Here is a 13120-nt window from a genome sequence, read left to right on the forward strand (position 1 = left end):
TTTCAGACTACCAGAAAGAGTACCGTCACACCCGCAACTCGACCACCGTAGCCCCGCCTCCACCTTCGTTCTGCGGAGGCTCCGTCACGGTCGCGACGTGCGGATGCTTTTGTAGATATTGTCGTAGCGCCTTGCGCAATATTCCCATACCGCTGCCATGAACGATGCGGACGCGCGGCATTCCGGCGAGAAAGGCGCGGTCAACGAAGCGTTCCACGTCGCGCGTGGCATCGTCGACGTTCTGGCCGATGACGTTAATCTCCGTTGGCGTATTCAGATCGCTTGTGTCGTCCTGCAACGACACGTTAACGCCCCGCGCCCTGGCGGCTTGCACCGGCGAATCCGAGACGCGGCTGACCACCTCTGCAATATCTTCGCGAGCGATGCGCATCTTCATCGAGCCGATTTCCACTTCGAAGTGGCTGTCATCAATCTTCTTCTTCACCACCCCCGCGCGGCCCATGGACTTGAGCTTCACCGTGTCGCCTTCCGCTACATGCTTCACCAAGGCGGGTTGCGCGTTTGGATCGCCCCGGTCTGCGCCCGTCGCGGCCGCTACCACCGTGGAGTCGAATTGCTCGCGGAATTCGCGGCGCATTTTCGCGATGCGGCGTTCCGCATCCTTCGACAGTTTTTGCGCGGCGGCGCGATCCTGCACAGCATTGACCGCTTCCCGTGCGTGATACTCGAAATCCCGAAACATCATTTCGAGTTTCTTTTCCATCTCGCGAATCTTCGCTTGCTGTTCCTTGCGGCCTTCTGCGGCCAGTTGCTGTTTCTCGCGGTCCAGTTCCTGCTCGCGCGCCTGCAATTTCGCACGCTGCGTATCGGACTCGCGCAACCCCGCATGCAGGCGGTCGAGGAACTTTCCCACGTCCTGCACTTGCGTGCTCAGCCGTCCGCGCGCGGATTCGACAATTGCGGGATTCAACCCCAGTCGCTGTGCAATGTTGATTCCTGCGGACGCGCCCGGCACCCCGATTTTCAATTCGTACGTTGGCTGCAACGTGACCTCGTTGAATCCGACCGAGGCATTGATCACTCCCGCGGTGTTCGCCCCATACACTTTGAGCGACGTGTGATGAGTCGAGATCACGCTCATGCAGCCGATCGTGCCAAAGTATTCGGCGATCGCGACCGCCAGCGCGGCACCTTCCTCGGGATCGGTCGCGGAGCCGAGTTCATCGAGGATCACCAGCGAATCTCGCGTCGCCGTGCGGGAAATGAAATCGATATTCGTGACGTGCGCAGAGAACGTCGAGAGATTCTGCTCGATCGATTGATAGTCGCCGATATCGGCGAGGATCGCATCGAATACCGGCATATCTGCGCGGTCGGCGGGAACCGGAACGCCCGCTTGCGCCATCAATGCCAGTAAACTCACCGTTTTGAGTGTGACTGTCTTGCCGCCGGTGTTGGGGCCGGTGATGACCAGTTGGCGGCGATTGCCTTCCAGTTCCACCGTAACCGGCACGACGTCGACCTTCTTCAACTTCAGATTTCGTTCCAGCAATGGATGACGCGCTCGATGCAGCAGCAACCGGGAACCAGTTTGTGCCCCGTCCCCACACAAGCTCACCGCAACACAGTTGTAATCTTCGGCGAAGCGAGCCTTGGCGAACTGAAGTTCCAATTCCGCAAGAATATTCGCCGCCGCGAGGATCGCTTCGGAATTTTCGCCAATCCTCCGCGTCATCTCCAGCAGGATGCGATGGATCTCCGCCAGTTCTTCATCAAGCAGCCGGACAAGTTCATTGTTCTGCTCGATCGTCTCCAGCGGTTCAACGAACACCGTTTGTCCACTCGAACTTGCGCCATGAACCACGCCCTGCACGCGGCGTTTCTGCTCCACCTTCACCGGGATCACAAACCGTTCCCCGCGAATGGTGATGAGTTCGTCCTGCAGGGATCCACCGTCTGACAGGCGCCGCAAATATCCGCGTAACGATTCCTGGATCGTGCGTTTCTGTTTCTCAATTTCACGCCGGATACGGGTTAGCTCTGCCGAAGCACGGTCATCAAGTGTGCCGTCCGGCATGATCTTGTTGCGAAAATATTTCAGGAACTCGCCGAAATCCTGGATCTCAGCCGACAGCGCGCCCACCGCTTTCCATTCCGACCGCATCGCCGCCGGGGGCTGTTTTACAATCTCGCGCCATTCCGAAGCGCGATCCACCAGCAACACGATGTCGCGGATCTCAGTGGTCTCAATGGCCGCACCGCGAATGCGCGATTTCTCCAGCAGCTTGCCGACTTCCGGCAATCCACCGAATTCAAATCTCCCGCCGACGCGGCGATACTCCCGGATTTCCGTCGTAAGCTGGTGCTGGGTTTCAATCCACTGTCGGTCGAGTGACGGCTCCAGTTCCGCAACCCGCCGCCGCCCCAGTGGCGAAGAGGCGTAGCCCCCCAGCAATTCGCGCAGCGTCTCGAATTCCAGCAAACGCGCGCTGCTGTGGTGCATCGGATTGGGCACAAAGGACATGCTTCTTGATGGTACAACGAACGGCCTGATTGCCTTTGGCGACAAGAATCCAAGACTATTTAACTTTCAGTTAAATAGGCGCAAAGAATGCGCATGGGTCCCACGTTTACCTCTATAACCAATGTATGGACGTGTTGAACAAGCTGATGGTCCAGGACCGCGTCCGCCTCCGCCGCTCCGGCTGGCCCGACCCGGACGGCACCTGCGTCGTCTACTGGATGCAGCGTTCGCAGCGCGGAGTGGATAATCCCGCTCTCGATATCGCCGTTGAGGCCGCGAACGCGCTCGGCAAACCGTGCGTCGTATTTTTCGCGCCCGTCCCGTTCTATCCCAACGCAAACCTGCGTCACTACCGCTTCCTCGTGGAGGGCATTCCCGACATCGCCGAAGCGCTCGCCAAACGCGGCGTTGGATTTGTCCTACGACGCTTTCCCGATCACAGCCTCTTGAAGTTCTGTGCGGAAGTGCGTCCCGCGCTGGTTGTGGGCGATGAGAATCCGCTTCGCGAAACGGAACACTGGCGCGACCTGGCTTCGAAGAAGCTGCGTGTGCCGTTCTGGACGGTCGATTCCGACGTCATTGTCCCTTCGCGCCTGATTGAAAAAGAACAATACGCTTCGCACATCATTCGCAAGAAGCTCGAAGCGCACCTGGACACGTTCCTCGTGAATCCGACCAACGTGCGTGCGAAAGTCGCTTGGAAACCTCTCGCGCATCTGCACTCGCTGGCGCCGGATTTCGACATCACCGATGGCTGGACGCTGGACCGCACTGTCCAGCCGGTGAGCACATTTAAGGGTGGCACTAAGGAAGCGCTTAAACTGCTGCGTGAGTTCGTCAAGCAAAAGCTCGAAACGTACGGTCATCGCCGCAACCATCCTGAAACCGACGGCACCAGCCGCCTCTCTCCTTATCTTCATTTCGGACACATCGGCCCACTCACCATCGCCCTCGCAGTCAAGAACGCGGACGCACCCCAGGCAGCGAAAGATTCCTACCTCAACGAGTTGTTAGTCTGGCGCGAGCTGGCGATTAACTTCGTCACCTACAATCCCAACTACGACAATTTCGAGAGTGGTGAAAATTGGGCGCACCGCTCGCTCGCCGCGCATGCAGCCGACCTTCGCCCAGTCCTATACACCGAAAAACAGTTGGAGAACGCCGAGACCTACGACCCGCTCTGGAACGCAGCGCAGAGTCAAATGGTGAACGGCGGCTGGATGCACAACTACGTACGCATGTACTGGGGCAAGAAAATCCTGGAGTGGAGCCGCACTCCGGCGGAAGCCTATCGCGTCGCGGTGGCGCTGAACGACAAGTACGAACTCGATGGCCGTGATCCCAACGGCTATTCCGGAATCGCCTGGTCGATCGTTGGCAAATTCGATCGTCCCTGGTTCGACCGGCCAATTTTCGGGACCATCCGCTACATGTCGGGGCATAGCACCGGAAGAAAATTCGACAGCCAGAAATACATCGAGCAGCAAAATCAGCCGGTGCTTTTCTAGTTTGACCGTCACATGTTTGCCGGCCGGTTCAACATCATTCCCAGGAGGAGCAAGGCTTCCGGAGGGCTGCGCGGACTTTGGGCTCACCAAAAGGCAACCCTGCAGCAGTATTGAATGACCTTCGTAACTTGGTTGGTGTTTACATCGCCGTAGAATTTCAAATGTGACAGTGTGTCTTTCCAGAGGCCAGAAAGTATGGCTGGCGATGGCTTCCGCATGCGTGTGTCTTGCGCTAGTCGTGTCTCTGGCGTGGCGGCCTTCTTCCTCTCTCACCACAGCTGGAGACTTGATTCAATCCTTGCTGCTGTCTTCTCTCCTGGTCGCTGTTGCGATCAATATGCGTGTGGGCGAGCGTCCTGAGCGTATCTTCTGGCTGTTCATGTCGATCGGTACAGGGTTATGGCTTTCTTCCCAGTTGCTGTGGACATATTTCGAAGTGATTCTAAGAAAGGAAGTGCCAAATCCATTTATCGGGGATGTGGCGATCGTCTTGCACTTGGTCCCGATCGTCGCGGCGCTCGCGATACGTCCTGACAGGGAAGGACAGAGATCGCAACTCCGATCACTCGATTTCGTCCTCCTCTTTAGTTGGTGGCTATACCTCTATCTTTTCTTTGTCATCCCGTGGCAGTACGTAATTCCCGATGCCCACACCTACGGCATCAACTTCGATGTGCTGTATTTTGCGGGGCATGTTGTCGTACTTTTCGCAGCCGCTGATGCCTGGCGAAACGGCGTGGGAATGTGGCGCGCAATATATGGACGAATCTTCCTGGCATCCCTCGTGTACGCGACTGCCTCGATTGCTGCCAGTGTGGCGATTGACTATGGCGTGTACTACACAGGTTGCCTCTACGACATTCCTCTGCTCTTTTCTATCGTGTTATTTACGCGGATGGCTCTGCTCGGCAGTCATACGAGATCCACGGCGAGCCCGACAGGCACGCCCGCTGGACATGGACAACCCCGGGTGACAGCCCTCGCCATTCTGGCTGCGATGAGTCTTCCGATCCTGGCGGCCTGGGGAGTTTTTCTCAGCGACGCGCCGGATAGAATTCGGCAATACCGACTTGGCTTGACGCTCGCGATGATCGTCTTCATCGGAGCATTGCGATCCATAAAACAGTACACGGCGGACAAGGAACTCGCGCACGCCAACGCGGAACTGCAGGAAGCCTCGGTGACAGACGCGCTGACGGGAGTGCGCAATCGCCGTTTCCTGACAACGACAATCGACAAGGACGTGCAGCAAGCTCTTCGCTTCTATTCGAGCGGTGACACGATGAATCGCAACCGCGATTTGATCTTTTATCTCATCGACGTCGATCATTTTAAATTCGTGAACGACCGATTCGGACATCAACAGGGAGATGTTCTCCTGGTGCAGGTTGCGGCAAGAATCAGCTCCGCGATTCGATATTCCGATGTCTTGATCCGATGGGGCGGCGAAGAATTTCTGGTCGTCTCGCGATTCACTGATCGGGAGAATGCTGAGATTCTGGCCAAGCGAGTCCTGGAAGCAATCGGAGGCGAAAATTTTCAGCTCACTTCCGAAGGAATACGCCGAACCTGCTCGATTGGATGGGCAGTGTTTCCGTGGTCGCCCGAAGAACCGGAAGGCGTTTCATGCCAGGAGGTTCTCCGCCTGGCAGATCAAGCTCTCTATCAGGCAAAAAATGCTGGCCGCAACACGGCAATAGGGCTGCTTTCGATGCCTGCGGTGTGCCATTCTGAAAAGAGGGGTCAAGTCTCCGGTAACCAGCCTGGCGAGGAGACTCAGGCCAGAGTGGTTGCCACAAAGGGGCCTGAGAACTTGCTGCCGCACGATGGTAAGCACTGAACAATGATTTGAGCGGTTCATCGCGCTCACGATCAAACCGCCATCCGACGCTATCCCAATACAAACTTTACGATTGCCGCGAGAGAAAGTTTTTTTTCGAACTCCGATAGTTGTGGCAATGTAGATGAATGCCAAAATCCTTCCGAATCGATCTACTCGGCAGTCCGAAATTTCAGGGAGAAATTGGGAAGTCGAAGAGCGGTCCCGCACCGGAACGAGTGCGCTGTCCGATCGAGGGTTGCGAATGCGCTTACGAAATGTTCGGCTCCCTGCCGGCAAATCGCACGGGCGATGTCACGATCTTGCTGGAACGGGTGCAGCGGGAACATCCCAGTCACACCAGCGAGGTGCTGTCGGTAAATCAGTTCCGCAGACCTCGTAAGTAATGGCCCAGCACTGGAATCACTGTGATCGCATCAATACAGAATCAGCTTGCCGAAAAACGCCGTGTTCCGCCAGAACAAATCGTTCATCCCCGACCAATGTAGTTCCTGCTTCAGAGGGCCAGCGCCCGCGTCATTGTCGTTAACGGCCAGATCGAACCCGATCGCGGCGCCACCCGCATGGATCGGTTTCATTTGCGCACCGGGCAACGCCATCAGCAGTTCCAGGTTGTAGCCATCGGGTGTTCGTTTGAATGCGAAGGTTCCCCGGTAGGGCGGTTTGCTGAAAACCGCCGTCACATCGTTCTTTGCCATTACCTCGTCGGGATAGGCAAGCGGTTCTTTACTGCCGTCCGGAAGGGTGAACATGGGTTGGGTCGCGTCCGGCTGGTTCTTCCAGAAATTGTCGAAGACGAAGGGATGTTTTTCGCTGAACACAAAATGAAATTCATGGTGCATCGGATCGCCGATGTAGTAGCGCGCCATATTCGATCCGTCATTGTCGAACATCAACTCGATCCCATCGTCATCCCACGAGCCGGTGTCATTGGTTTGGATCAGCGACCCGTGGGGCTCCGTCACTTTGTCGTCGACCACGTGGACGGCCACGTAGATGTACTGCTCGTCCCACGCCAGCTTGAAGGTGGCGGAAAGATCCTTCGGACCACCCCAGGATTTCGACGACATACCCTGGCCGACAAAAAAGAATTTCTCCTGGTCCATCGTGAAAGCCTGCACCGAAGCCCACTCGGAAAGATCGCCATCGATGGTGATCGGGAATATGCGCCGGGGAGCATAGTAAGTCGCCCAGGAATAAGGGGACGAACCCTGTAACCAAACGGGAATCGTTATCACGGCGAAGAATACCGAGAGTTTCAGGGCGCGGGAGATGTTCATTGAGAGGATCTCGTCGACTCCGGGGTCGGCGCTGATTGTACAAGGCGACGAATCGACTCTCGGGGTGATGTGGCGACTCAGGACTGTCCCGGCAAGGAAGACGGGTTCTCCCAACTACCCAGTGGGCCTCAAGGCCTAGGATGCGTCATCGTCTTGGCCGAACAGCGTTTTGACGTCTTCAACAGCGGTCAAGATCAGCACTACAACGCAGCCTACTGAGCCCACGATGAATATTCCTTCCAGCAGGCGAACCATCAACACGATCGTGGCGTTCATACGAAGCCCTCAAATCCCAGTTCAGCACAAAGGGCATAAGGATTTCGTAAGGGAACCCGCGTTCCGAGGTAGAATCGAGGCAGCGATTCGGGGTGTGCACTATGAGCGTTGTGTTTCTCTTTGTGTTTCGCCTGCTTGAGGTTATGTTCGTCATCGGACTATTGGGTTGTCTGTTCGTGATCCCATCGACTGCCTACATGATGTTCAAGGTCCTCGCCGGCGGCGATGATGGCTCGCCCGAAGAGCCGGAACCTGCTCCATAGGTTCGAGACCGCGTTTCCCTCTGCATCCAGCGAATCTTGGATCAATGACCGTTGTAAGCAGGCCTATCCCATTCATTTAGCTGGCTTTTCTTGCATACTGGCATTTTCCGCATGCCCCAGATGGGCACAGTCCCTTTGCTGTTCCGGAGTGATCGGGGTGGGGGTTTCACCGGCGGGGACAGAATTGCAGCGCATCGTATCCTCGAACCCCGGCGCAGAGAAGATGAACATCAGGCTGATCGGCTCGGTGCCCGTGTTCTTTGCACTGACCCAGGTTTGAGCCGGAATAAAAACCAATCCCCCCGCATGGAGATCGCTCTCCTCGTCGCCGAGCCAAACGTGAGCCTTGCCGGTTTGAATCAGCAGGATTTCATCCTGATCCAAGTGCCTGTGCTTCGGTATCGCGGCTCCGGGCGCAAGTTCCTCGGTGCCCGCGACAAGATGCTGAGAACCGTTGTTTTTGGGACTCACTTTCAGCATGAACTGAGAGGAAGCCGGGCGGCTGGAGTCAGTGTGAACGCGGCGAGTTCGCAGTTCGCCTTGGTCCTTTTCCAACAGAAGCGGCTTAGCCTTGGTCTCTGGGCCTGGAACTGCGTTGGATTGACTCGATTGAGAGAACGCACTGGACAGCCCGACCACTACTACGACCGCCGTAACCGCACGCTGTATTGATGTTGATTTCACGCGTCACCTCTAGTGGGGAGTCTACGCGGAGCACCTGTGGAATACACTTCGGCAAAAGAGGACGGATGAGAAGGCCGATCACGTACACGCAACCAGCCGTTTCTTGGACTTCGCTGCTCTCTTGATAGGCCTAGCGTTTTGCTTCCGCGATCATCGGCAGGCGGGCGGCGCCGAATAATCCTGCATCGCTTCCCAGCAAGGCTCGCGTGATGATTGTCTTCCGGCCGGGGCCGGGATCGACATGCGAGGAGGCTCCTCCACTTAGTGCCAGAGCGTCGGCGGGTGCAGTGGCCGCATAGACCATGCAGCGCTGCCGAAGTTCCTCGAAGACGGCGGGTGCAAAGGCCTCCCACCCGCTGGCCACTCCGCCTCCCACCACATAAATCGGGAGGTTGAGGGAATTGACGAGGGTGGAAAGGACGATGCCCAGAGCACGTCCCACGCGGCGGTAAATGCGTTTTGCGTCGTCATCGCCTTGCAGGGCGAGATTAAAAATGGATTTCGCGCTGAACTCCGCATCGGTGTGCGCAGCGCGTGCCAGCGTGCAGGATTCGTTCTGGGCGATGGCTTCCCGTGCCATGCGCACGATCGCGGTGGCGGAAGCATACTGCTCGAGGCAGCCGCGATTCCCGCAGCCGCAGGGATGCCCCTCGGGCTCGACGGTGGTGTGTCCAAACTCGCCCGCCATGCCGTTCATGCCATGCCAGATCTTGTTTTCCATCACCAGGCCGCCGCCTACTCCAGTACCGAGTGTCAGCATTGCCATGTCGTCATATTCTTTGGCGGCGCCCAGCCATTTCTCGCCGAATGCGGCAACGTTGGCGTCGTTCTCCAAAATCACCCTGGTGTTGAGGCGGCGCTCGATCTCGGCGCGTACGGGGTAGTCGGCCCAGCCCGGAAGGTTGGGAGATTCGCGAAGGAGACCAGTTTCCATGTCGATAATGCCGGGCACGCCGATGCCGATGCCGAGCAGGGCAGACGAATTCTTGTACTTGCCGGACAAATGCTGGATGGCCTCACACATATCGTTCAGGACATGATCGCGGCCGAGTGAAACTTTTGTGCCGAGCGTGACCTTCTCTACCAGGTGGCCATCCACATCGACTGCAGCAATCCGCAGGTTGGTGCCGCCCAGGTCGACTCCGATCGAAAAATCTTTCATAAGTTGAATTCTCTATGGAAAAGTGCGTTGATCTTCAGTCCTTGATAGTAGTCCTTTGAAGGACGGCAAGCCATCTGTTTTGTACACGGGGCTCTTCGGCGACGTCAATATTAAATCGTTCTACTAGGCCTATTTTTGGCATTTTGCGCAATAGTGACTGCTGCGGCCGATCAACACGACTCGTTTGACAGGGGTGCGGCACACCAGGCACGGTTCGCCTTCGCGGCCATAAACCCGGTGCTGGAGTTGAAAGAAGCCTTCTTCTCCGTCGGCGTCCACGTAGTCGGAGACGGAGGATCCGCCGAGCGCGATGGCCTCCTGCAAGACTTCGCGTACGGAAAGGTAGAGCCGGTGAAGGTCGTCCCGAGTTAAGGAAGAGGCACGACGGCGCGGCCGGACCCCGGCCCGAAACAAACCTTCGTCCGCGTAGATATTCCCCACACCGCGCAGGAGTTTTTGGTTCAGGAGCGCGCTTTTGATGGGAGTCTTGCGTCCACGAAACAATTTCACAAATGCTTCTTCTCCAACTTCGAGGGGCTCGACACCGCCGGGATCGAATCCGCCGGGGTGGACACCGAGCTTTCCGAACATGCGTGGGTCGACGAACCGAAGCTCGCGACCGGAAGCGAGTTTGGCAATCAGGTGAGTGTGTTTGGCGATCTCGTCGCCGGGTTCGCAGACCGTCATGCGGCCCGTCATGCCGAGATGGACGATCCACTGTGCCGGTTGGTTATTGTTAGAGGCCGTGGCGCGGCGGGTACGCTTCTCCCCCGGCGCAGGGCCGTCGAGGTCGAAGAGGATGTGCTTGCCGGCCCGGTGCACGCGCAGGATTCGTTTGCCCTCCAGCGTAGAAGCAATTTTGGCAGCCGTCGACTTCAGAGGCTGTTTTCTCGAGCCAATCCAAACGGAATCGATCGTGTCTCCGGCGACTCGCTTTTCCAGGCCGCGGACAATGGTTTCAACTTCGGGGAGTTCGGGCATTGAGTCAGGATATCGTAAGGGCAGAGGTTAGAAGTCAGATTGCAGAGGTGAGAACTCATGACGCTGACGGTTTTTACCTTTTCAATCGGACCTTTTACCTCTGACCTTACGATTGCTCGCGGGCATGGCAATTCGGTATGCTAGAGCGTACACACCGGCTGTCGCCGAAGATCCCAGTTTCCAGTCAATTTTTCCCGAGTCGCGTGAGACGTGTGTGTGCGAACTTGGCAGGCAAGTCACATCCATTCCACGGAGCATGAATTGAGCAGAGGCAAAACCGCGGTCATTGTTGGAGCCCAGTGGGGCGATGAAGGCAAAGGCAAGATTGTCGATGTATTGACACAGACTTTTTCCGTGGTCGCCCGCTATGCGGGCGGACACAATGCCGGACACACGGTCATCATTGAAGGAAAGAAGTATGTGCTGCAACTGGTGCCGGGTGGCGTCCTGCGCCCGACCTCCATCAATGTCATTGGCAACGGTGTGGTCTTCGATCCGATCGCATTTCTCAAAGAGGTGGCAACCCTGCGCGCTGGCGGCGTGAAGGTCGACGGCAATCTCTTCATCTCGAATCGCGCGCAAGTGATTCTTCCTTACCATCGCCAGATGGAACTGGGGTCGGAGAATGCCCCCGGCCGCGTGAAAATTGGGACGACCTCGCGAGGGATTGGTCCGGCTTACGAGGACAAGATGGGACGCCGTGGTTTGCGCGTCGCGGACTTGCTCGACTCGGCCCTGCTGCGGACGCACATTGAAAATGCGGTTCGGGAAAAGAACATGATCGGGCACGCGCTGTTTAACTCCGATCCACTCGATGCCGACAAAATGTTCAAGGAATATTCGGAAGCGGCGGAACAGATTCGACCGTTTGTCTGCGATACCGCGTGGCTACTGAACAAAGCGATTGCAGACGGCAAGTCCGTGGTATTCGAAGGCGCGCAGGGGACGATGCTCGATATCGATCACGGCACGTATCCATTCGTGACGTCGTCGAGTGCGACGTCCGGAGGAGCGGTGACCGGAACGGGCGTTCCGCCGACGTCGATCGATACCGTGATCGGCATCACCAAGGCGTACTGTACGCGCGTGGGAGAAGGACCGTTCCCGAGCGAACTGCTCGACGAGCAGGGCGAAGACCTGCGCAAGCGGGGCAACGAATTTGGCGCGGTGACGGGACGTCCGCGGCGCACGGGCTGGCTGGATTTGCCTCTGTTGCGCTACGCTGGCATGATTAACGGCATCGCCTGGCTGGTGGTGACCAAGCTCGACGTGCTCGACCATCTCAAGGAAATTCCGGTTTGCGTGGGATACAAGATCAACGGGAAAGAGACGGTCGAAGTTCCGGCACAGGCCTGCGGTTACGAGAAGATCGAGTGCGTGTACAAGAAGATGCCGGGCTGGGCCACTCCCACGCAGGACATTCAAACGGTGGAAGGATTACCCAAGGCGGCGCGCGAGTATCTTGCTTTCATCGAAAAGGAAACCGGAGCGCGTGTCGGCATGATTTCGACCGGGCCCGATCGCGAACAGACAATTCTAGTGCCGGAATTTGTGAGCCAGTTGGGCCTGCAACCAATCAAGCGCCCGGCGGCTCGATCCTGAACCTATAATCAAGAGAGAGCAAGAACGGAGCGACGGATGGTGGTCCTGGCAGTGACGTGGATGGCGAAGGTCGGACGCGAGTCCGAAGTGGCAGCACTCTTTGAGAAGCTAACCGCCGAGTCGCGCAAGGAGCCCGGCTGCGTGATGTACCAGGTACACAAGCACAAGACCGAAGCGCGGCGCTTCTTCATCTACGAACAATACAAGGACGACGCGGCGCTCGAAGCGCACCGCTCCACTCCACATTTTCTCCAGCTTGCGAAAAAAGAATTGCCCAAGGTCGGGGATCGGACCGAAGGGCATTTGTTCGAACCGCTGGGCTGATTCGAGTTATTACTTTCTGACTTCGGTCTCCAGCGACGACATGCCACCGATGATCTGCCAACTGTTCCCGACCCTTATCCAGGTGTGAGTGATGCGGGATGTCTTTGGTTCGCCGTGCCGGTCTTTGTCGGTCCAGGCCGACGTCAACCAGTAATGCACGACCACCAGATTCTCAGTCGCCTCGCTATCTGCGGGTTCTAGAACGTAGGACTCCATGTGAAGTCCTTTCGTCGTATTTGCGGTGATCCAATCGGTGATGTGGTCCGTGCGAACAGGCTTAGGGCTCATGTAGGGCCAACCGACAAAGTTGGGATGCCACAATGCGCGGTAGGCCGGCAGATCCACCGCCTTCACCTCTTCCCAGTAGGAATGCTCCAGCTTCCAAACCGCCGTTTCTGCAGTGGACTGTTGAGCGAAACAGAACGCAGCCATGCAATGCAAGAGGACGGCGGCCAACGCGATATTCCTGGTCATGATGTTGTCCTTAGGGCAACGCCGTTTTCCCTGAAGGGAGCGGTTACTTGCCCTTGTCGATCATCAATTCCCCGCCCGACGCGTAGCTTTCCTTCGAGAGCTCCACGAAGGTCACAACGATCGCTTCGCGCCGCGCGCCTGCTTCTTCCACCATGGTGTCGGTAATGCGTTGTGCGATCTTGCGCTTCTGATCGGCAGTGCGGCCTTGCAGCATAGTGACTTGAACTAGAGGCATAGAAGA

Annotated in this window: 14 protein-coding genes; 6 read left to right on the top strand and 8 right to left on the bottom strand. The window is 57.1% G+C overall.

All coding sequences use genetic code 11. The annotated features are described in order from the left end of the window. Nucleotides 1–25 precede the first annotated feature (25 nt). A complete protein-coding gene (locus HY010_15000; GenBank protein MBI3477038.1) occupies nucleotides 26–2485 on the bottom strand; it encodes an endonuclease MutS2 in 2460 nt (819 codons plus the stop codon). 125 nt (nucleotides 2486–2610) lie between these two features. On the opposite strand from HY010_15000, the gene HY010_15005 reads away from it, so the two are divergent. The 3 genes from HY010_15005 to HY010_15015 all read left to right on the top strand — a co-directional run bounded on the left by HY010_15005 (nucleotide 2611) and on the right by HY010_15015 (nucleotide 6219). After that, nucleotides 2611–3993, top strand: coding sequence for a deoxyribodipyrimidine photo-lyase (locus tag HY010_15005; GenBank protein MBI3477039.1), 1383 nt, complete (start codon nucleotides 2611–2613; stop codon nucleotides 3991–3993). A 163-nt stretch (nucleotides 3994–4156) separates the two neighbouring features. After that, nucleotides 4157–5833 (top strand): diguanylate cyclase, encoded by a 1677-nt coding sequence (locus HY010_15010; GenBank protein ID MBI3477040.1) that lies wholly within the window; start codon nucleotides 4157–4159, stop codon nucleotides 5831–5833. Nucleotides 5834–5961: 128 nt separating this feature from the next. Beyond that, complete coding sequence (locus HY010_15015) at nucleotides 5962–6219, top strand: hypothetical protein (protein MBI3477041.1); 258 nt, start codon at nucleotides 5962–5964, stop codon at nucleotides 6217–6219. Between the two features lie 30 nt (nucleotides 6220–6249). Here HY010_15015 and HY010_15020 read toward each other — a convergent pair whose 3' ends face one another. Both HY010_15020 and HY010_15025 read right to left on the bottom strand, forming a co-directional pair. Beyond that, nucleotides 6250–7113 (bottom strand): hypothetical protein, encoded by an 864-nt coding sequence (locus tag HY010_15020; protein MBI3477042.1) that lies wholly within the window; start codon nucleotides 7111–7113, stop codon nucleotides 6250–6252. A gap of 135 nt (nucleotides 7114–7248) precedes the next feature. Beyond that, entirely contained in the window at nucleotides 7249–7389 is a 141-nt protein-coding gene (locus HY010_15025; protein ID MBI3477043.1) for a hypothetical protein, read from the bottom strand. Between the two features lie 101 nt (nucleotides 7390–7490). Between HY010_15025 and HY010_15030 the strand changes: the two genes are divergently transcribed. Next, complete coding sequence (locus tag HY010_15030) at nucleotides 7491–7652, top strand: hypothetical protein (GenBank protein MBI3477044.1); 162 nt, start codon at nucleotides 7491–7493, stop codon at nucleotides 7650–7652. A gap of 72 nt (nucleotides 7653–7724) precedes the next feature. On the opposite strand, the gene HY010_15035 is transcribed toward HY010_15030, so the two are convergent. The 3 genes from HY010_15035 to mutM all read right to left on the bottom strand — a co-directional run bounded on the left by HY010_15035 (nucleotide 7725) and on the right by mutM (nucleotide 10479). Then, the gene (locus HY010_15035; GenBank protein MBI3477045.1) at nucleotides 7725–8336 is read right to left on the bottom strand and encodes a cupin domain-containing protein; all 612 of its coding nucleotides are present in this window, start codon (nucleotides 8334–8336) and stop codon (nucleotides 7725–7727) included. A 130-nt stretch (nucleotides 8337–8466) separates the two neighbouring features. Then, nucleotides 8467–9498 carry an ROK family protein gene (locus tag HY010_15040; GenBank protein ID MBI3477046.1) on the bottom strand — a complete coding sequence of 344 codons (1032 nt, stop codon included), beginning with the start codon at nucleotides 9496–9498 and terminating at the stop codon, nucleotides 8467–8469. Nucleotides 9499–9627: 129 nt separating this feature from the next. After that, entirely contained in the window at nucleotides 9628–10479 is an 852-nt protein-coding gene (gene mutM, locus HY010_15045; GenBank protein ID MBI3477047.1) for a bifunctional DNA-formamidopyrimidine glycosylase/DNA-(apurinic or apyrimidinic site) lyase, read from the bottom strand. 261 nt (nucleotides 10480–10740) lie between these two features. Here mutM and HY010_15050 point away from each other — a divergent pair, with 261 nt between their 5' ends. Further along, nucleotides 10741–12081 (top strand): adenylosuccinate synthase, encoded by a 1341-nt coding sequence (locus HY010_15050; GenBank protein MBI3477048.1) that lies wholly within the window; start codon nucleotides 10741–10743, stop codon nucleotides 12079–12081. Nucleotides 12082–12117: 36 nt separating this feature from the next. Next, nucleotides 12118–12405, top strand: coding sequence for an antibiotic biosynthesis monooxygenase (locus HY010_15055; GenBank protein MBI3477049.1), 288 nt, complete (start codon nucleotides 12118–12120; stop codon nucleotides 12403–12405). 9 nt (nucleotides 12406–12414) lie between these two features. Here HY010_15055 and HY010_15060 read toward each other — a convergent pair whose 3' ends face one another. Then, a complete protein-coding gene (locus tag HY010_15060) occupies nucleotides 12415–12879 on the bottom strand; it encodes a nuclear transport factor 2 family protein (protein MBI3477050.1) in 465 nt (154 codons plus the stop codon). A 43-nt stretch (nucleotides 12880–12922) separates the two neighbouring features. Beyond that, nucleotides 12923–13114 (bottom strand): tautomerase family protein, encoded by a 192-nt coding sequence (locus HY010_15065; protein ID MBI3477051.1) that lies wholly within the window; start codon nucleotides 13112–13114, stop codon nucleotides 12923–12925. Nucleotides 13115–13120 lie beyond the last annotated feature (6 nt).

This window comes from Acidobacteriota bacterium (genome assembly GCA_016196065.1).
Lineage (GTDB): Bacteria > Acidobacteriota > Terriglobia > Terriglobales > Acidobacteriaceae > Acidiflorens.

Coding starts and splice junctions, on each gene's coding strand:
- HY010_15000 (MBI3477038.1), bottom strand. CDS start 2,485: ATGTCCTTTGTGCCCAATCCGATGCACCACAGCAGCGCGCGTTTGCTG.
- HY010_15005 (MBI3477039.1), top strand. CDS start 2,611: ATGGACGTGTTGAACAAGCTGATGGTCCAGGACCGCGTCCGCCTCCGC.
- HY010_15015 (MBI3477041.1), top strand. CDS start 5,962: ATGCCAAAATCCTTCCGAATCGATCTACTCGGCAGTCCGAAATTTCAG.
- HY010_15020 (MBI3477042.1), bottom strand. CDS start 7,113: ATGAACATCTCCCGCGCCCTGAAACTCTCGGTATTCTTCGCCGTGATA.
- HY010_15025 (MBI3477043.1), bottom strand. CDS start 7,389: ATGAACGCCACGATCGTGTTGATGGTTCGCCTGCTGGAAGGAATATTC.
- HY010_15030 (MBI3477044.1), top strand. CDS start 7,491: ATGAGCGTTGTGTTTCTCTTTGTGTTTCGCCTGCTTGAGGTTATGTTC.
- HY010_15040 (MBI3477046.1), bottom strand. CDS start 9,498: ATGAAAGATTTTTCGATCGGAGTCGACCTGGGCGGCACCAACCTGCGG.
- mutM (MBI3477047.1), bottom strand. CDS start 10,479: ATGCCCGAACTCCCCGAAGTTGAAACCATTGTCCGCGGCCTGGAAAAG.
- HY010_15055 (MBI3477049.1), top strand. CDS start 12,118: ATGGTGGTCCTGGCAGTGACGTGGATGGCGAAGGTCGGACGCGAGTCC.
- HY010_15060 (MBI3477050.1), bottom strand. CDS start 12,879: ATGACCAGGAATATCGCGTTGGCCGCCGTCCTCTTGCATTGCATGGCT.
- HY010_15065 (MBI3477051.1), bottom strand. CDS start 13,114: ATGCCTCTAGTTCAAGTCACTATGCTGCAAGGCCGCACTGCCGATCAG.